General features: G+C 59.6%; 18 protein-coding genes. 9 read left to right on the top strand and 9 right to left on the bottom strand.

Annotated elements, in window-relative coordinates; all coding sequences use genetic code 11:
- Positions 1 to 435: LabA-like NYN domain-containing protein (locus tag B7L72_RS15635; protein WP_081195397.1), on the top strand; the 435-nt coding region annotated here is incomplete at its 5' end.
- 137 nt (positions 436 to 572) lie between these two features.
- Entirely contained in the window at positions 573 to 1,184 is a 612-nt protein-coding gene (locus B7L72_RS15640; protein ID WP_081195399.1) for a Fic family protein, read from the top strand.
- A 272-nt stretch (positions 1,185 to 1,456) separates the two neighbouring features.
- Here B7L72_RS15640 and B7L72_RS15645 read toward each other — a convergent pair whose 3' ends face one another.
- Positions 1,457 to 1,756, bottom strand: a complete 300-nt coding sequence (locus tag B7L72_RS15645; RefSeq protein WP_081195401.1) for a DUF1330 domain-containing protein — start codon at positions 1,754 to 1,756, stop codon at positions 1,457 to 1,459.
- A gap of 22 nt (positions 1,757 to 1,778) precedes the next feature.
- Complete coding sequence (locus B7L72_RS15650) at positions 1,779 to 2,312, bottom strand: hypothetical protein (RefSeq protein ID WP_039183489.1); 534 nt, start codon at positions 2,310 to 2,312, stop codon at positions 1,779 to 1,781.
- 244 nt (positions 2,313 to 2,556) lie between these two features.
- Between B7L72_RS15650 and B7L72_RS15655 the strand changes: the two genes are divergently transcribed.
- Complete coding sequence (locus B7L72_RS15655) at positions 2,557 to 2,811, top strand: hypothetical protein (protein ID WP_254893833.1); 255 nt, start codon at positions 2,557 to 2,559, stop codon at positions 2,809 to 2,811.
- Positions 2,812 to 2,887: 76 nt separating this feature from the next.
- On the opposite strand, the gene B7L72_RS15660 is transcribed toward B7L72_RS15655, so the two are convergent.
- Entirely contained in the window at positions 2,888 to 3,790 is a 903-nt protein-coding gene (locus tag B7L72_RS15660; RefSeq protein ID WP_081195403.1) for a LysR substrate-binding domain-containing protein, read from the bottom strand.
- A 165-nt stretch (positions 3,791 to 3,955) separates the two neighbouring features.
- On the opposite strand from B7L72_RS15660, the gene B7L72_RS15665 reads away from it, so the two are divergent.
- The gene (locus tag B7L72_RS15665) at positions 3,956 to 4,534 is read left to right on the top strand and encodes an NAD(P)H-dependent oxidoreductase (protein ID WP_081137836.1); all 579 of its coding nucleotides are present in this window, start codon (positions 3,956 to 3,958) and stop codon (positions 4,532 to 4,534) included.
- Between the two features lie 2 nt (positions 4,535 to 4,536).
- Here B7L72_RS15665 and msrQ read toward each other — a convergent pair whose 3' ends face one another.
- On the bottom strand, positions 4,537 to 5,160 hold the full coding sequence (gene msrQ, locus B7L72_RS15670) for a protein-methionine-sulfoxide reductase heme-binding subunit MsrQ (RefSeq protein ID WP_081137834.1): 624 nt from the start codon (positions 5,158 to 5,160) through the stop codon (positions 4,537 to 4,539).
- On the bottom strand, positions 5,160 to 6,176 hold the full coding sequence (gene msrP, locus B7L72_RS15675; RefSeq protein ID WP_081137832.1) for a protein-methionine-sulfoxide reductase catalytic subunit MsrP: 1,017 nt from the start codon (positions 6,174 to 6,176) through the stop codon (positions 5,160 to 5,162). Before msrP ends, msrQ begins: the two co-directional genes overlap by 1 nt.
- Positions 6,177 to 6,352: 176 nt before the next feature.
- On the opposite strand from msrP, the gene B7L72_RS15680 reads away from it, so the two are divergent.
- From B7L72_RS15680 to B7L72_RS15690, 3 genes are all read left to right on the top strand, one after another.
- The gene (locus B7L72_RS15680) at positions 6,353 to 6,790 is read left to right on the top strand and encodes a DUF2157 domain-containing protein (RefSeq protein ID WP_217806087.1); all 438 of its coding nucleotides are present in this window, start codon (positions 6,353 to 6,355) and stop codon (positions 6,788 to 6,790) included.
- Complete coding sequence (locus tag B7L72_RS15685; protein WP_081195407.1) at positions 6,756 to 7,187, top strand: hypothetical protein; 432 nt, start codon at positions 6,756 to 6,758, stop codon at positions 7,185 to 7,187. Before B7L72_RS15680 ends, B7L72_RS15685 begins: the two co-directional genes overlap by 35 nt.
- 80 nt (positions 7,188 to 7,267) lie before the next feature.
- The gene (locus B7L72_RS15690) at positions 7,268 to 9,088 is read left to right on the top strand and encodes a mechanosensitive ion channel family protein (RefSeq protein WP_081195409.1); all 1,821 of its coding nucleotides are present in this window, start codon (positions 7,268 to 7,270) and stop codon (positions 9,086 to 9,088) included.
- Between the two features lie 84 nt (positions 9,089 to 9,172).
- Here the strand turns inward: B7L72_RS15690 and B7L72_RS15695 are convergent, their stop codons facing one another.
- Together B7L72_RS15695 and B7L72_RS15700 are read right to left on the bottom strand one after the other, a co-directional pair.
- Positions 9,173 to 12,391, bottom strand: coding sequence for an acyl-[ACP]--phospholipid O-acyltransferase (locus B7L72_RS15695; protein ID WP_081195411.1), 3,219 nt, complete (start codon positions 12,389 to 12,391; stop codon positions 9,173 to 9,175).
- A gap of 187 nt (positions 12,392 to 12,578) precedes the next feature.
- Positions 12,579 to 13,688 carry a LysR substrate-binding domain-containing protein gene (locus B7L72_RS15700; protein ID WP_446718574.1) on the bottom strand — a complete coding sequence of 370 codons (1,110 nt, stop codon included), beginning with the start codon at positions 13,686 to 13,688 and terminating at the stop codon, positions 12,579 to 12,581.
- Between B7L72_RS15700 and B7L72_RS15705 the strand changes: the two genes are divergently transcribed.
- Positions 13,687 to 14,541, top strand: coding sequence for a DMT family transporter (locus B7L72_RS15705; RefSeq protein ID WP_096922405.1), 855 nt, complete (start codon positions 13,687 to 13,689; stop codon positions 14,539 to 14,541). The genes B7L72_RS15700 and B7L72_RS15705 overlap by 2 nt on opposite strands.
- 52 nt (positions 14,542 to 14,593) lie before the next feature.
- Positions 14,594 to 15,439, top strand: a complete 846-nt coding sequence (locus B7L72_RS15710) for a putative RNA methyltransferase (RefSeq protein ID WP_081195415.1) — start codon at positions 14,594 to 14,596, stop codon at positions 15,437 to 15,439.
- A 104-nt stretch (positions 15,440 to 15,543) separates the two neighbouring features.
- On the opposite strand, the gene B7L72_RS15715 is transcribed toward B7L72_RS15710, so the two are convergent.
- Together B7L72_RS15715 and B7L72_RS15720 are read right to left on the bottom strand one after the other, a co-directional pair.
- On the bottom strand, positions 15,544 to 15,750 hold the full coding sequence (locus tag B7L72_RS15715) for a cold-shock protein (protein WP_009095703.1): 207 nt from the start codon (positions 15,748 to 15,750) through the stop codon (positions 15,544 to 15,546).
- A gap of 222 nt (positions 15,751 to 15,972) precedes the next feature.
- A complete protein-coding gene (locus B7L72_RS15720; RefSeq protein WP_081195417.1) occupies positions 15,973 to 16,188 on the bottom strand; it encodes a TIGR02450 family Trp-rich protein in 216 nt (71 codons plus the stop codon).
- Between the last annotated feature and the right edge of the window lie 141 nt (positions 16,189 to 16,329).

Here is a 16,329-nt window from a genome sequence, read left to right on the forward strand (position 1 = left end):
TACACCGTACGCGACGCCTACGGCAGGCACTTCGATTACCGTCGTTTCTGGGCCAAGGCAACGGCGAACCGGGAGGTGCTGGCCGCCCGCTGCTATGCCATCGACAAGGGCGATGCCAAGCAGCGTGAGTTCCAGAATATCCTCCGTTCGATTGGCTTCGAGGTCAGGTTAAAGCCGTTCATTCAGCGCGCGGATGGTTCGGCCAAGGGTGATTGGGACGTGGGCATCACTCTCGATGCCATCGAATACGCCGAGAAGGCGGATGTAGTGGTGCTGGTCTCCGGCGATGGCGACTTCGACCTGTTGGCGCAGAAGATCCGTGAGGCCCACGGCAAACGGGTGGAAGTCTACGGCGTGCCCCAGCTCACCGCCGCTTCCCTGATCAACGCCGCCAGCCAGTTCATCCCCATCGAGGGTGACTTGTTGCTGGGGTGATACAGAATGCTGAGCTGATGGGCTGGTTTGCATAGGCTTGGTGTTCGCTCGCAGCGGAACGTGTACTCTTGGTTGTGTATCGGTTGCTAACGTGTGCTCAATTGGGGCTGCATGCGCAGTGAAGCAAGGCTATTCCTATGAGTCGTTATGAAGTTTCTGGTAGTGAAAGTGAGTATCAGCCGGGATCAGAAGATAAGGTGCTGAAGAATCTTGCTGGTATTGATGATCCGGCAGATATGAATATTGCAGAGACGGAGCTGCTTGCAGCGCTCTACATACAAGTGTTTGATACTTTCCCAGAAACGGTTGATTTCAAAAGAATTCGCCATTGGCATAGAGCTTGGCTAGGTAATGTTTACGATTGGGCGGGCCAATACCGAACCGTTGATATGTCTAAGCCCGATATTCGGTTTGCATCGCCTCTGCAAATTCATAGGTTGGCTCAAGCGTTCGAGAACCAGTATCTCGCTCGTTTTGCTACGTTACCTGAGATGGGGGACGAGCAACTGGTCAGCTTTCTTGCTGAAATGCATGTCGAGTTCATACTGATTCATCCATTCCGTGAGGGAAATGGCCGGATCTCACGTTTGCTGTTGGATATGATGGCTGTCAAGGCGGGAGCTCAACCACTGGACTATAGCTTATGGAATGAGCACAAGGATTACTATTTCAAAGCGATTCAGGCTGGTCTGGAGGGCGACTACCAATTTGTCGAACGTTTAGTTCGTGATGTTTTGTCGGCGCAGTAACGTCGAAGGCATCGCCTCAGGAAGATAAGGTCAACTTGTTGAAAAGCCTTGGGCGAGACATCAGGCGTTTTTCAATCACCTCTGTACGCTCGCCTGTCTCGATTGCACTCGAGCTGGCGACGGCTCGCACAATACGCTCACGAGAAACGATTACTTTATCTGTGGGGGGCCTGCGAACCATTATCGCGCTCCTTGAGTCGTTCTGTTGAGCTCATTATAGCAGCTATCCCTTGATGATACTCCCCCGCTGATGACAGCAGGAGAGTGTTTGCTTATAACACCTCTTCCATACCCTCTACCAAAAAGACGCGGTAATCGGCGCCCAGGAAGCGGTGTTGGCGGGCTTCCTGGTAGGCGGGGCTTTGGTACCAGGCGCGGGCGGCGGCCATGTCGGGGAAGCGCAGGATCACGGCGCCTTCCATGGCGCTGCCTTCCAGCACTTCGAAGTCTCCGTAGAAGGCCAGCGGCTGCGGGTCGTGGCCTTCCCGAGCGGCTTTGGCTTTTTCGCTGTAGCGCTGCATTTCTTCGCTGTTGTGGGTGTGTTCACGGGTCAAAACGACATAAGCAGGCATTGTGTTTCCTTGTTGGTCGACGCTACGGCGTCTCGGTCGGGTGGGAGTCATCGGCTGGCGCCTCGGGGTCGGCGTCGGCCATCGGTTCGATTTGACGGTTTTCCAGGGCGGCCAACGCGACCTTGTAGCAGTCTTCGATGTGGCTGTTGCCCATGTATTTCATGGCGGTAAAACTGATGCCGCCCGCCACGGCGCTGCCAATCAGCGGGACGAATTTGCTGGTGCCTTTGGCGGCAACTTTGATGCCCATCTTGCCAAGCAGGGTCACGATCAGGTTTTTGGTGATGTACCTGCCCGCCATCTTGCTGCCGGTATTGGAGATGGCGGTCATGACGAACAGCTTGCTTTCGGTATCCAGACGGTCGATCTGCTCCGGCGTTAGCCCAAACTGGCTGTTGATCTTGGGGATGATGCGCATCAGGATCGCCACGTCCGAGCCAATGTCCAGCCCCGGCACGGGAATCATCGCCGTACCTGCGGAGAGGCCGGCGCTGCGTGTCACCATGGCATGGCAGGACTTCTTGATGGCGTCGAGTTCTTCCCTTGTTTCGATCATTGCGCAATCCCTTTTAACGATGGAGTGTCATCACCTTAGTGGATGTTGGCCCTCTCTACACAGTGTCTTTCGTACATTATCTTTCGTACGTTGTCTTTCATAAGTTGCTTCGTGGTCAGTCGGCTCGGCCAAAAAGGATGCTAATCGCTTTGCCGCCATGCAGCCATTGGCGGGTAAGCAGCTTGGCAGATTTTAGCGCTATAGTGACGTCTCTTTCCCCTCACTGGCTGAACGCTTTTATCACATGACCTCATTCAGAACCGCGCTACATCGGCAGTTAGCTCCTGAAGCTCGCCTTCAGCAGGGCTTGTCGGTCACTAACCGTATTATCTGTCTGGGCTTCATGGTCCACAACAACGCTTTCCTGTTGCGCCTTCTACGCTTGGCGCGAATGCTGCGACTTGCCCGTCTGGGCCGCTTCAGCCAAGCGTGGGCAGCCTTGGCGGCCGCATTCAGCGATGCGTTTCAGCAGAAACGTGACCACCTGGCAGAGAAATAGAACAGGCGGGTTACCACCAGCATCACGTCGATAGGCGTGCGTATGCAAGGGCTGGCGGTGGATGGCTGTACTGACATCACGGCACCGCAAGCCGCGGTGGCAGCCGCTCGGCCAGAAACTCCATGAATAGCCGGGTGCGATGGGAAAGCGTGGCTTGCCGGTAATAGACGGCATGGATGGGCTGTGTGATCAGCGTGGTGTGGTCGGGCAACACTTCCACCAGTGCGCCACGCTGGCGTGGGGCCTGGGTCATGAAATCGGCCAGGCAAACGATACCGACGCCTGAGATTGCCAGCTCCAGCAGAGTGGTACCGCTGGATGCCGCCAGGGTGGGCGTGATATGCAGCGGCTGGCCATCGGCTCCGTGCAACGGCCAGCGGTTGAGGTGGTCCAGCTGGCTGAAACCGAGCAGGGTGTGTTGGGCCAGTTCCGCTACCTGAGAGGGGGTGCCATGGCGCGCCAGGTAGGCGGGGCTGGCCAGCACGCGCAGGGCGCTGTGGCCCAGGGGGCGCGCATGGAGCGACGAATCTTCCAGCGCGCCAATGCGAATGGCCAGGTCGACCCGCTGTTCCAGCAGGTCTACAAAGCGGTCATGGGTATCCAGCTCCAGGGTGATTTGCGGGTAGCGGGCGCGAAACTCCTCGATCAGCGGCACCACCACGAACTGCATGAAGCTGGGTGCGGCATTGATGCGCAGCCGCCCGCTGGGCTGCTGATGGCGGTCCTGCACGGCCTCTTCGGCGGCTTCCACGGCGGTCAGGATGCTGCGGCAGTGGGCCAGAAAGGTGTCGCCTTCCTCCGTCAGCTCCAGCCGTCGGGTGGTGCGGCGCAGGAGCGTGGTGCCCAGCTTCTGTTCCAGCCGGTACAGGGCGCGGCTGACGCCGGAGACCGTCATGGCCAACTGCTCGGCGGCGGCGGTGATCGAGCCACAGTCCACGACGGTAATGAAGGCTTGCTGCTCTTCCAGAGTACTTTTCATGAATATCAGACCTGGTCGTGGCAAGTAATTGTTGATTTTTGAGCAAGAGTCTCTTGCGGGAAGTACGCTGTTTTCATGGCATTGTTCACTGCACAATAGCGCCCACACAATGCTCCGCTGCTTATCATTAGGCGGGCCAGTCAAACACACAGTGAGGTGTCAGTCATGAAGATACTGTTGATCAATGGCGGTAAGGCGTTTGCCCACTCTGGTGGTGAACTCAACAATACCCTGCATGCCGTTGCAAAGGAAACCCTGCTGGAACTGGGGCATGAAGTGCGCGAGACGGTCATCGAGCAAGGCTACGAGCCCGCCGCCGAGGTGCAGCACTACCTGTGGGCCGACACCATCGTGTACCAGATGCCCGGCTGGTGGATGGGCGCGCCTTGGACGGTCAAGCGCTATATCGATGAAGTCTTTACTGAGGGGCATGGCGCGCTTTACGCAAGCGATGGCCGTTCGCGTCAGGACCCTTCCAAACAGTACGGCAGTGGCGGGCTGCTTCAGGGCCGCCACTACATGCTGTCGCTGACCTGGAATGCCCCCGCCGAAGCCTTCGATGAGCCGGGCAACTTCTTTGAAGGGCGCGGGGTCGATGGCGTCTACTTTGCGTTCCACAAATCCCAGCAGTTCGTCGGGCTGGCCGCCCAGCCCACGTTCATCGCCAACGATGTCATCAAGGCTCCGGACGTCGAGCGCGACAAGGCGGAGTATCGTCGCCATTTGCGTCGGGTGTTCGGTTAGTGCTACCTGAACTGACTGGCACGCTGTCGCAGCTTGGGCAGCGTGCGTGCCACCGGCGGTAGGCGGGTCGCCATGATCAGGGCGGAAACGGCGGCATACACGGCCCATTCTCGCAGGTCGGCGCGTACCACCCAGAAGAAGTGCAGCAGTACCAGAGCGAGGATGACGTAGGCAAACTTGTGCAGGGGCTTCCAGCGTTTGCCCAGCCGCTGCATCGACCAGCGGTTGGAGGTCGCTCCCAGCACGGCCAGCCCCAGCAGGGCGATCATGCCCACCACGATGTAAGGCCGCTTGACCAGCTCACTGCCCAGCAGGGCCCAGTTCAGCCCCAGAATGAACAGGGCATAGCTCAGCAGGTGAAGAGTCGCGTAAGCGAGGGTCCACAGCCCCAACTGCCGCCGGATCAGGTTGAAGCCTTTCCAGCGGGTGAGCTTGGTCAGCGGGGTCAGGCTCAGGGTCATCAGCAGCAGCCAGAGTGCGCCAATGCCCAGATTCAGTAGCAGGTAGCGCCCGGGTTCCGGGCCTGCGGCGTTGCTGGCCACCTGACCGCTCCAGTACAGCAGGGGGGCCAGCGCGGCCAGGAACACGCCGCCGCGCCATAGCCACCAGGTGCGTGGTGTGGCCATCAGTAGTTGGCTCTCAAGTCCAGGCCGGCATACAGCTCGGCCACTTCGTCGGCGTAGCCGTTGAACATCAGGGTGTCCATGGTATTGGGGCTGAACAGGCTGTTGGGCAGGCGGCGCTCGGTGGCTTGGCTCCAGCGGGGGTGATCCACTTCCGGGTTGACGTTGGCATAGAAGCCGTACTCGTTGGGGGCAATCAGCTGCCAGGAGTTCATCGGCTGCTCTTCGACCAGCGAAATGCGCACGATCGACTTGATACTCTTGAACCCGTACTTCCAGGGCACCACCAGGCGCAGCGGTGCGCCGTTCTGGTTGGGCAGCTCGCGGCCATACATGCCCAGCGCCATCAGGGTCAGCGGGTGCATGGCTTCATCCATGCGCAGGCCCTCTACATAAGGCCAGTCGATCAGCGAAAACGACGAGCGCTGGCCAGGCATCTGCTCTGGATCCACCAGGGTTTCGAAGCGCACGTACTTGGCTTTGCTGGTGGGCTCGGCGCGGGTGATGATGTCGGCCAGCGGAATGCCCAGCCAGGGAATGACCATCGACCACGCCTCCACGCAGCGCAAGCGGTAGATGCGCTCTTCGAACCGGGTAGGGCTGACGAGGTCTTCCAGCGCAAAGCGGCCGCCGTTGTTCACCTCGCCATCGACCACCACGCTCCAGGGCTCGGTTTTTAAACTGCCAGCCCGGCGGGCGGGGTCGGTTTTTCCGGTGCCGAACTCATAAAAGTTGTTATAGCCGCTGGCATCGTCGAAGGGGGTGAGGGTGTCTGTATCGGGGTCGCTGGGGGTCACGGATCCCCACTGGGTATCGCCGATCTTTTGCTGCAGCCACTTTGGGCCGCTGCCTGCTGGCACATCCGAATAGTCTGCATTGGCGCGGGCGTGCCCCGACAGCGCAAGCCCAGCCCCCAGCCCCGCCATGCCGCCCATGAATTGTCGGCGCGACAGATAGATGGATTCCGGGGTGACATCCGATTCTTTCAAATCACTGGGCTTGGCAATTTTTATCAGCATGGGGGAGCCTCTGCGTAGAAGAACATGTCCAAGGTGCAGGAAGAGCGTCACCTTTGACGATGGATGGCAGGAGAAGTTCTCCGCTTCTGTTTCAGTGTACAACCTTTATATCGCTTTGGCGCTGACTGGCGTCATGTCTAACTGGCCAAGCGTTGGCCCCTGTGGACTCCATGCGTATGCCTTCAAGAGTTGATGAGCAGAACCCCCTGAGCTACCCAACGAGCGCGGACTGGCACCAGCTGTTCATGCGGCTGCTGCCTTGGCTGGGCTTGCTGCAAGCCGTGCTGTTGCTGGCCGTGGGCATGGCGCTGTGGCAGGCTCGGCGGCCCAGGGGCAGGCAGTTGGCGCTATGCATGGCGGTGTGCGTGGTGGGTGTGCTGCTGGCGCTGATCGGGCAGGTGTATCAAACCGGGGCAGACCCGTGGCAACTGTTTGCGGGTTGGGCGGTATTGGCCCTGCCCTGGGTCGTCATGGCCCGCCTGAGCGAGCTGTGGCTGCTGTGGTGGGGGCTGGTGAACATGGCCATCTGGCTCTATGCCAGCGTTTGGGGGTTATGGGGGGGCGCTGGGATGGCCTCAGGTGGTGGGCCTGTGGGGACTGGCGGTGGTCAATAGCGTGGTGCTGGCCGGTTGGGAGTGGGGCGTGCAGCGGCGGGGCTGGTCAGCGGGCTGGGCGCTGCGCGTGCTGGCGTTGGGCAGCGGGGTGCCGGTGACCCTGCTGATGATGCACTGGCTGTCGGGCGCGTTGACCCACGCTTTTCTGCCTGTAGCCGTATATGGCGCCTGGCTGGCGCTGCTGTTGCTCGGATACGCCCTTGGCCAGTGGCTGGTGTTGGGCGCAGGCGTGGTGCTGTGGCTGGTGGCACTGGGGCGCTATTACTACTGGCTGGACCTTTCGCTACTGGCCAAATCCGGGCTGCTGCTGTTACTGGGAATCACGGTGTTGGGGGCGCTACTGCTGACGGGGCTTTATGATGAGGCGTTGCAGCGCCTGGGAGGGTTGGCACCGTGATCGCCCGCCGGGGCGTGACTTGCCTCACGGGCTATCGTGGTCTGTACTTGGTCCAACCATAAGCACGGATAGAGGCGAGAATGACGAAAGTACACGGATGGCGATACTGGCTAGTACTGCTGGTAGGGCTATGTTTCTCGCACATGGGCCTGGCGCAGAGCCAGGGCGACGAAAGCGAAGATGAACGCTGGTTCACCGCAGACACGCTGAATGCCGGACTGGGCGAAGTGCCGGAAGAGGTCAAGCGGCTAACGCCCAGGGAAGCGATTCGCAGCTTCCTGACGCTCACCGAGGAGGGGGACTACGCGGCCGCCGCGCATCTGCTCAACCTGGCGGATATCGACTCGGGTGAGCAGCCCGGCCGGGGGGCCGAACTGGCCGAGCAGCTGGCCGAAGTATTGCGGCGCGGCGAGTGGCTCAACGCCTCCAACTTGTCCGGGCGCCAGGATGCGGCCATTGAAGACCCGTCCGGCCAGAACCCGATGACCGGCCAACCCCGACGTAATATCGAGCTGGCCTCGTTGCAGATCAATGGCGATGCGTACGATGTACGCCTGGGCCGTTACCGCATCCCCGATGAAGACCCCGTGTGGCTGGTGATGCCGGAGAGTGTGTCAGCGATTCCCGAGCTGTACGAAGAGTACGGGCCTTCGGTGATCGAGCAGTATATCCCCGAGCGGTTCAAGACCTCGTTCGGCATGCTGAAGGTCTGGGAGTGGCTGGCCATTCCGCTGTTTCTGCTGACGGTGAGCGGAGTGGGCGTCGTGGCCTACTATGCCGTGAGGCTCGTGGCGCGCCTGTTGCCCTCCGGCGTATCGACCATCTTCGCCGACCAGATCGGGGTGCCCGTTGCGCTGATCGTGATGGCGCTGTTCACTCAGGCACTGCTGGATTACGTGGTGTCGTTTTCCGCCGTGGCCACTACCACCTTCCGGGTATTGCTGATTGCCGTGATGGCCTGGGGCGGGGGCACCATCGCGCTACGCCTGGTGGATACCATCATGCTGCGCATGACGCGTCGCCTGGTGGGGGAAATCGACGATACCAAACCCCGCGACAAGCGCCGTCTGCTGACCAGCCTGTACGCCTTGCGGCGCGGCATCATCCTGGTCACGCTGGTGTCGGTATCGGTGTACGTGCTGGGGCAGATCAAGCTGTTCGAATCCCTGGGCCTTTCGCTGTTGGCCTCGGCCAGCGTGCTGGCCGTGCTGGTGGGCATTGCGGGCCAGGCGGTGCTGGGCAACATTCTCTCCTCTTTTCAGCTTTCGCTGGCCAAGCCGGTGCGCATCGGTGACCTGGTGATCTTCGAGGGCCAATGGTGCTACGTAGAGGGTATCTTCTATACCTTTATCCGCCTGCGCTCCTGGGATGAGCGTCGCTTGATCGTGCCGGTGACCTACTTCATCTCGAAGCCTTTCGAGAACCTGTCGGTCAAAAGTGCCAAGATGTATCGCTTTCTGGAACTGACGCTGCATTTGAGTGCCGACATCTCCAAAATTCGTGAAAAGTTTATCGAATTTGCCGAGGCCGAAGAGTCCGTAGTCGAGCACCACAAGCTGCTGTGCTACGTCACAGGGCAAACGGCACATGCGCAGACCGTCACCTGCTACCTGATGACCTCCGACCCGCTATCGGGCTGGACCGCCGAAATGAACATCCGCGAGCAGCTCATGGCCTACATCCGCGATGAGCACCCCGAATGGTGGCCCCGCGAGGTCATGGTCATTAGCCACCACGACGTTGCCAAGGGCCACGGCCAGCGCTCGGGAACCACGTCGAGCGCCCGCCAGGAAACCCATGAACGCACCCCCCGCGGGCCCGGCGAAGGCAGCAGCGACAACCGCGGAGACGCCAGCAGCGAAGGCAGCGCAGAAACCGGAGGCAACAGCGCCCCCGACTAGGGGCGCATTTGCCTGTGTCTGTGTCTGTGTCCGTGCCTGTGAAAGTCCTTGCCGTTTGCCCTCTGTCGGCCGCGCTACTGAGTATCAAGGCTCCCTGAGCTGCTGCTCTGCCAACCGCTTGGCGCCCGCGAAGTCGGCTTTCTTGGCAAAGCGCGTGTAGCGGTCGATGAGGGTCAAGAAGCCGTCTTCGTCCATGTATCCTTTATCGCCCGTGATGTACCACCGTTGCCCATCCAGTGTCTTGAGTGCCGAGGCAGTGCGTTCGGGGTCATTAAGGTAGCCTTGCATGACCTGAGGGCCACTGACGATCACCATACCGGCTTGCCCGGTGGGCAGTTCATCCAGGCTTTCCGGGTCGACCACTTTCACGCTGGTGCCCGGCAGCGGCATGCCCACCGTGCCCGGCCGATGCCCCTTTTGCAGCGGCTGCGAACGAGAGCCCAGCGTATCGGGCAAATTGACCGAGACCACCGGAGCGGTTTCGGTGGCCCCGTAACCTTCATAAATGGGCTTGCCGAACTTGACCATGAAGCCTTCTCGTACACGATCATCCAGCTTCTCGGCACCGGCGACCACGATGCGCAGGCTGTGCAACTGCTCGGCTTGCACTTTGGGGTGATGGTTGAACAGCCGCAGCAGGCTGGAGGTGCTGAACATGATGGTGGCCTGGTGCTGGCTGACGGTCTTGGCAACCCCGGATACGTCGGTCGGGTCGGCGTGGCAGACCAGGGGCAGCCCTTCCACCAGTGGCAGCAGCTGAGTCACCGTGAACCCAAGCGCATGAAATGTCGGCAGCGAGGCCATCACCACATCGTCGTGTTGGGTGTTCAGTACGTCGGAGGTTTGCTTGATATTGGCCATCAGGTTGCGGTGGCTGAGCATGACGCCCTTGGGCATTCCTTCGCTGCCGCTGGAGAACAGGATGGCCGCCGTGGCGCGGGCATCCTGTGCGCGGCAGAAGAGCGTTTGCAGCAGCCAACCGGGGAGGCAGCGAACGGCTAGCCAGGTCATCAGCCGCTCCCGGCGCGTCATGCTGGCCTGCAGGTCTTCCAGGTAAAGAACGCGAAGGCTGGCCAACAGCGGTGTGACGTCGAGGCCGCGCTGCTCCAGCCTGGTGACAAAGCGTCGGGAGGTGAGCAGCGTGCGTACCTCTGCCTGCTGAAGTGCAAAGGCCAGGGCTTCCTGGCTGGCCGTATAGTTCAGATTGACCAGCGTTTTACCCGCCAACAGCGTCGCCATATTGGCCAATACCCCCGCCGAGCTGGTGGGCAGCAACACCCCGACGACGGGCTCCTGGGCACTGTGGCGCATCAGACGCTTGGCGATCAACAGGCTGCCCGTGAGCGCCTGGCCGGCACTCAATGCGCTACCCAACGTATCTGCCACGGCAGGCGCGCCGGGGCGGCGTTTGACGCTTTTGATCCAGGCGCAGGGTAGGCTGGGCAAGGTATCCATGGCGTGCAGCCAGGAGTGGGTGGCCTGTTCGAAAATGCGCCGCTTGAGCACATCGGCGGAGGTGTCTTTCGGCAGCGGCTTGCCAAAGGCGACCACCACGGCGCGGTGCAGCGGCGCGTTGCGCAGCTCCTTCAGCTTGCTGGAGGAGCGGGAGAACTGACTGCCCCACAGCCCACGCAGATAGAAGGGCACGATGCACACACTCGGGTCGGCCTGCTGGCAAGCGCGCTGGTAGCCTCGGCGCAGCTCGCCCAGTTGGCCGTTATAGCTGATGGCACCCTCTGGAAACAGGCACACGACCTCGCCTGCATTGAGCATGTTGGCCACTTTGGCCAGCGCAATGTCGGCCTGCTCGCCGCGTTCGATGGGGATGCAGCCCAGGGCCTTGAAAAACCAGCGCAGGTACCAGCGTTGATAAATGGAGCGCAGCATCACGAAGCGCACGGGGCGTGGGCTGGCGATCTGCACCATGGCCCAGTCGATCCAGCTGATATGGTTGCCCAGCAGCAGCACGCCCCCCTGGGCAGGCAGGTTCTCCAGGCCATGCACTTCTACTCGGTAGCGGCGGGTGAGTAGAAACCCCAATACGAAGCGCACCAGGCTCTGCGGCAGCTTCAAGATAGTGTAAGCGCCGCCCGCCATGGCAACGCTGGCAATCAACAGCAGCAGATAGTGGCTATCGACCCCTGCCAGAGCGAACAGCGCGGTGAGCGCCAGAAAGCCCAGCATGGCCAGGTTCTGGATCCAGTTATTGGCGGCCATCACGGTGCCCAACTGGTGGTCGGCCGCATGGAACTGAATCAGTGCGTTCAGCGGCACGATGAACAGCCCACCCATGATGCCGATGAACACGAAGTTCAACGCCTGGCTGGTGGGCGTCGTGAACAGGGGAAGGCACCACAGGCCGATGGCGACCCCAATGGCTCCCACCGGAATCAGCCCGGTTTCGATGCGGTTGCGGGACAGCGAGCTGGCCAGCAGCGACCCCAGCGCAATCCCGATCCCGCTGGCGGCCAGGATGGCTTGCAGCACCAGCGTGTTATCGATGGAAAGTGCATCCTTGGCATAGGACGGAAAGGCGGCCAGCAGCACCTGGCCCACCGACCAGAACGTGGCCAGGCCGATGATCGACAACCGCAGTACGGGCTGCTGGGCAATCAGTCGCAGGTTTTCCCTGAGGGCGGTGCCGCTGCGGTAGCGCGCCCAGGTCAAGAGGGTGGGCGCGGGGCGCGGTGGGTCCAGCGGCAAGCGGTACAGAGCGACCACCTGCAGGACGCTGTTGAGGACCAGCAGCCAACCCAACGGGGCAATGTGGCGCAGCAGTTCGGCAGGGGAGCCGCCGCCCGCAGGCACCCAGTATTCGAACAGCGCGGTAAAGGCCACCGTGCCTGCCAGTATCGCGGCGATGGTGACGGCTTGCACCAGCCCATTGGCCTCGGCCAAGCGTGGCTTGCCAAACAGCCCTTTCACCAACCCGTACTTGGCAGGGGAGTAGAAGGCCGACTGAATGGCCAGCAGCAGCGTCATGGCAAACGCCAGCCAGAACCAGCCCTGGTAGTAAGCCGCCGTGATACCGAGCGACACCGCCACGGCCGCCCAGGCCGAGACGCGCAGCACGCTGACGCGGGGGATCCGGTCGGAAAGATGGCCCGCAGGGCTGAACAGCAGAATGAACGGCAGCAGAATCAGGCCATTCACCAGCGCCGTCAGCACCACCTGTTGCGTACCGTCGTAGCTTTTGAAAATCGTGTTCTGGATAACGATCTTGTGCCCTAGATCCACAAACGCATTGAGGAAAATGGCCATCAGGTAGGGCCAGGCGCCCGCGCTGCGCAGCAATGCTTGCATGGTGTCTCACCAAGGTGGTCGGAAGTTAAGGCACTTTTGCAACGATCTTTTCGCAACAACTGGGTTGTTGCAAATGTAAGCGCGTAGGTCGACTTATATAGGGTCTTTAGGGGCGTTTCACAATGTTTTTCATCATTCTAGCTGGCAGCCAGGGGGCTCATGACGAATAACATTAAGCTAGTCGAAGTCATGAGGGGGTGCCGCGAAAATGAGACGCTTCACGCGCTAGCCATTCGACGAAGCATGCCACTGCTGGTGGTGTTTCGCCCTCAGTGGGCAGTATCAGCTCGTAGGTGAAGGGCGACGCGAGAGAGAAGTCATCTGCAAAGGGACGAACCAGCACACCGCTGGCAAGGCGTTCGGCGACAAGCGGGTAGCTGGCCAGGACGAGACCCTGTCCCGCCATGGCTTGGTCGAGTGCCAAACTATAAAGCGAATATTGGCGTTGACGAGGAGGGTTCATGACTTCTACCCCCGCGCGTTGAAACCATTCGTGCCAGCCAGGAATGGCGTATTTCTGGTGGTGGTCCCAATGGACGGTAAGTAATGTCTGTTTCAACAGATCGCCAGGTGTCGTGATGCCTGAGTGCGTTAACAGATTCGGTGAGCACACAGGGAACAGGATATCTTCGAAAAGGTGTTGGCTAACAACACCAGGCCAAGGCCCTTTGCCATAGCGTAACGAGATGCGAGCGCTGTTGGTCATCCACATGGGAGGCGTCAAACGTGCCTCGGCATCCAACGAGATTTCGATTTGCTGCTCACGAGCTTCAAAGCGTGGCAAACGAGGCAGTAGCCAAAGTTGCAAGAAGGAAGGCGGTGCGCTGAGCAATAAGCGGAACGCTCCTTGGGAGCGCTCGGTGACATGCTGAACTCCGTTAGCGATACGTGATAAACCCGCAAGAACGTCTTCCGCGAGAGCTTGGCCTGCCTCGGTTGTACGTACCCCATGGGCATATCGCTCGAATAGCATGACACCCAAGTGATCTTCTAATTGTTTGACCTGGCGACTCACTGCGCCAGGGGTCACCCCGAGGCGTTGCGCTGCCGCTTTAAAACTGTTTGCTTTTGCGGCCTCGGCAAAGGCACGTAGTGCATTCAGTGGCAATTTTCCGATTCTCATGGCGTGAGTTTTCCTAAGCCTGGGCGCGAAAAGTAATCGTTTGTGTATGGTTTGGCTTCCTGCTGCAATGAGCATCTTGATGTTATAGGAGCTTATTGTGAACCACCAAAAGATAGCCATGAGGAGCCAGGCTTGCTGGCAGGAAGCAGGCTCGCAACGAAAATCAGTCGACATGACCGCGGCATCGCTGATGTTGATTTTTTGTATTGTATTAGGGTTTCAGCAAGTGGCCATCAAGGGAGTGGCTGATGATATCTCACCTCTAGCTCAGGTTGCCTTACGCTCTGCTATCGCTGGCTGCTTGGTAGGGTTGCTGGCTTATTGGCGTGGCTTGCGCTGGAAGACGGTAAAGCGCCATTGGGTGCCTGGTTTACTCGTAGGGATGGGTTTTGCAGCAGAGTTTTCTTTTGTGGCTTGGGGGCTTACTTATACCCTGGCATCCCATATGTCGGTCTTCCTGTATACGGCTCCCATTTTCGCAGCGCTTGGATTGCATCTTTGGGTGCCTGGTGAGCAGCTGTCGCTTCGTCAATGGTGGGGAGTAGGGTTAGCGTTTTTGGGCATGGTGATTGCCATGGCTCCAAGCGGTGCTTACAGCGTCGATATTCTGATCGGCGATTCACTGGGGTTACTGGCCGGGCTTTCCTGGGCGGCAACGACGGTCATCATTCGTAAGACTTCTCTTTCTGAGGCCCCTGCAGAGCTGACATTGAGCTATCAGCTCAGTGTCACAGCGCTGTTGCTATTACCTGTGGCCGCTATATCTGGTCAGCTATTCAGCGCCAAGTTCACAGGGCTAGCCATGGCCAGTCTTGGTTTTCAATCATTGGTGATCTCGTTTGCTGCTTTGATGCTGTGGTTTACCTTGTTACGTCGATATCGTGCATCACAGCTGGGGGTGTTCTCTTTTCTGGGTCCGCTTTTTGGAGTGCTTTTTGGTACCCTACTACTCAACGAGCCGTTAAGCCCTAATTTCATGATGGGCGGCGGCGTTATTCTAATTGGCATTGTCCTGGTGACGCGCTAAATCTATGGGGCACTATATTTTGCCTTCTTTCGGTGGCTGCCATGATGCAGCAATGAGCATAACTCCCTTTCAGCCTCTGACCTGCCCGCTCGATGGCGAACCGCTCTATCTGGAAGGCAATACGTGGCGATGTGCCGCCCGCCACGCTTTCGATGTGGCCAGACAGGGCTATGTGAACCTGCTGCCGGTGCAGCAGAAGCGCTCGACGGACCCTGGCGATAGCAAGCCCATGGTGGCTGCCCGCCAGCGTTTTCTGGCGGCGGGGCATTATCGGCCGATTGCCGAGTCGGTGAGCGAGATCCTCCAGCGCCATGCCCATGGGCAGGAGGCGTATCACTGCCTGGATGCGGGGTGTGGCGAGGGGTACTACCTGCGTGAGCTGGCGGGGCGGTGGCCAGCCGAACAGTCGCTGGCGCTGATGGGGTTGGATATTTCCAAGTGGGCGGTGCTGGCGGCTGCCAAACAGGGGGCCGAGACGTGCCGCTGGGTGGTGGGCAGCAATGCGCAGCTGCCGGTACAGTCGGCCACGCTGGACAGCGTGCTGTGCCTGTTCGGTTTTCCGGTGCATGCGGAGTTTGCGCGGGTACTCAAGCCGGGTGGGCAGCTGCTGCAGGTGGAAGCGGGGCCTGAGCATTTGCGAGAGCTGCGCGAGGTCATCTACCCGACCCTGAAGCCCGCCCGTGACAAGCCCCCCGAGGTGCCCACAGGCTTTGTGGCGCATTCAGCGCATGAGTTGCGCTATGTGGTCACTTTGAAGGGGGCCGAGCCGATTGGCGATTTGCTGGCCATGACGCCTCACCTTTACCGCGCCAGTGCCGAAGGCCGTGAGCGAGCGGCGAATCTGGAGGCGCTGTCGTTGACCGTGGATACACGGCTCATCGTCTGGGAGCGAGTGTAGTTTGCAGATGACGCTCAAACGCAAAAAGGCCCGCCGAAGCGGGCCTTTCTGGTGGAACCCATCACACGAGGCGTGGGTTCCAGCAAATGCTCAAGTCCGAAGACTTAGGAGATTTGCTTGATGTTAGAAGCCTGCAGGCCTTTTTTACCCTGGGTAACGTCGAAAGAGACGTTAGCGCCTTCTTGCAGGGTTTTGAAGCCGTCAGACTGGATTTCGGAGAAGTGTGCAAACAGATCGTCGCCACCGTCAGAAGGAGCGATGAAACCGAAGCCTTTGGTGTCGTTAAACCATTTAACTGTGCCAGTTGCCATTGTGTAGATCCTTTGCGCTGATGCGCCTTAATAAAATTCCTGGTATTACCCAGATGAAGTAGCGGGTGAAACAAGGAATACAATATTCAGGCTGACGAAAAAGATCGTATGCAACTGAAACCATGCTGCTTGCTTACTAACCAACTGACGCTACAGTGTCATGCTTACGCGGCTGGGTCAAAGCCTTTCGTGATTATTTTTTGAGTCTTGCCATGGGAAGCGTTATTTCCAGCCCATTTTCCACGTCTGGCCATCCTTGAGCGCCTGCCAGGGCAGCGTGGTTTCACGGTGGGAGTGCACGGCTTCCAGCACAATATCGACGACCTGCTCTTCCTCGTCGCGCAGCAGCTGGGTCACGATGAAATGTTTCTCCTTGTTGCGGGGCGTGGCGGCTGTCCATTTGCTGTGGTGTAGCTTGTTGGGGTTGATACGGTTCATTGATGCTCCGGCAAGTGCGCATGTCAGGAGGATGAGGGTACTCTGATAGGTACACAGCCCGGCAGGGATAGGGCGGGTGGAGAAACGCCGCTGTGCGCGAGGCAAAACGGCGTTTGCTAAACCGAGTGGATACGAGAGGCC

This window comes from Halomonas sp. BC1 (genome assembly GCF_002078135.1).
GTDB lineage: Bacteria > Pseudomonadota > Gammaproteobacteria > Pseudomonadales > Halomonadaceae > Vreelandella > Vreelandella stevensii.

Excerpts from the sequence above, each read along its gene's own strand:
- B7L72_RS15690 (WP_081195409.1), top strand. The coding sequence starts at position 7,268 with ATGACGAAAGTACACGGATGGCGATACTGGCTAGTACTGCTGGTAGGG.
- B7L72_RS15645 (WP_081195401.1), bottom strand. The coding sequence starts at position 1,756 with ATGCCTGCTTATGTCGTTTTGACCCGTGAACACACCCACAACAGCGAA.
- B7L72_RS15640 (WP_081195399.1), top strand. The coding sequence starts at position 573 with ATGAGTCGTTATGAAGTTTCTGGTAGTGAAAGTGAGTATCAGCCGGGA.
- B7L72_RS15655 (WP_254893833.1), top strand. The coding sequence starts at position 2,557 with ATGACCTCATTCAGAACCGCGCTACATCGGCAGTTAGCTCCTGAAGCT.
- B7L72_RS15665 (WP_081137836.1), top strand. The coding sequence starts at position 3,956 with ATGAAGATACTGTTGATCAATGGCGGTAAGGCGTTTGCCCACTCTGGT.
- B7L72_RS15660 (WP_081195403.1), bottom strand. The coding sequence starts at position 3,790 with ATGAAAAGTACTCTGGAAGAGCAGCAAGCCTTCATTACCGTCGTGGAC.
- B7L72_RS15720 (WP_081195417.1), bottom strand. The coding sequence starts at position 16,188 with ATGAACCGTATCAACCCCAACAAGCTACACCACAGCAAATGGACAGCC.
- msrQ (WP_081137834.1), bottom strand. The coding sequence starts at position 5,160 with ATGGCCACACCACGCACCTGGTGGCTATGGCGCGGCGGCGTGTTCCTG.
- B7L72_RS15695 (WP_081195411.1), bottom strand. The coding sequence starts at position 12,391 with ATGCAAGCATTGCTGCGCAGCGCGGGCGCCTGGCCCTACCTGATGGCC.
- B7L72_RS15700 (WP_446718574.1), bottom strand. The coding sequence starts at position 13,688 with ATGTCGACTGATTTTCGTTGCGAGCCTGCTTCCTGCCAGCAAGCCTGG.
- B7L72_RS15715 (WP_009095703.1), bottom strand. The coding sequence starts at position 15,750 with ATGGCAACTGGCACAGTTAAATGGTTTAACGACACCAAAGGCTTCGGT.
- msrP (WP_081137832.1), bottom strand. The coding sequence starts at position 6,176 with ATGCTGATAAAAATTGCCAAGCCCAGTGATTTGAAAGAATCGGATGTC.
- B7L72_RS15705 (WP_096922405.1), top strand. The coding sequence starts at position 13,687 with ATGACCGCGGCATCGCTGATGTTGATTTTTTGTATTGTATTAGGGTTT.
- B7L72_RS15680 (WP_217806087.1), top strand. The coding sequence starts at position 6,353 with ATGCCTTCAAGAGTTGATGAGCAGAACCCCCTGAGCTACCCAACGAGC.
- B7L72_RS15710 (WP_081195415.1), top strand. The coding sequence starts at position 14,594 with ATGAGCATAACTCCCTTTCAGCCTCTGACCTGCCCGCTCGATGGCGAA.
- B7L72_RS15650 (WP_039183489.1), bottom strand. The coding sequence starts at position 2,312 with ATGATCGAAACAAGGGAAGAACTCGACGCCATCAAGAAGTCCTGCCAT.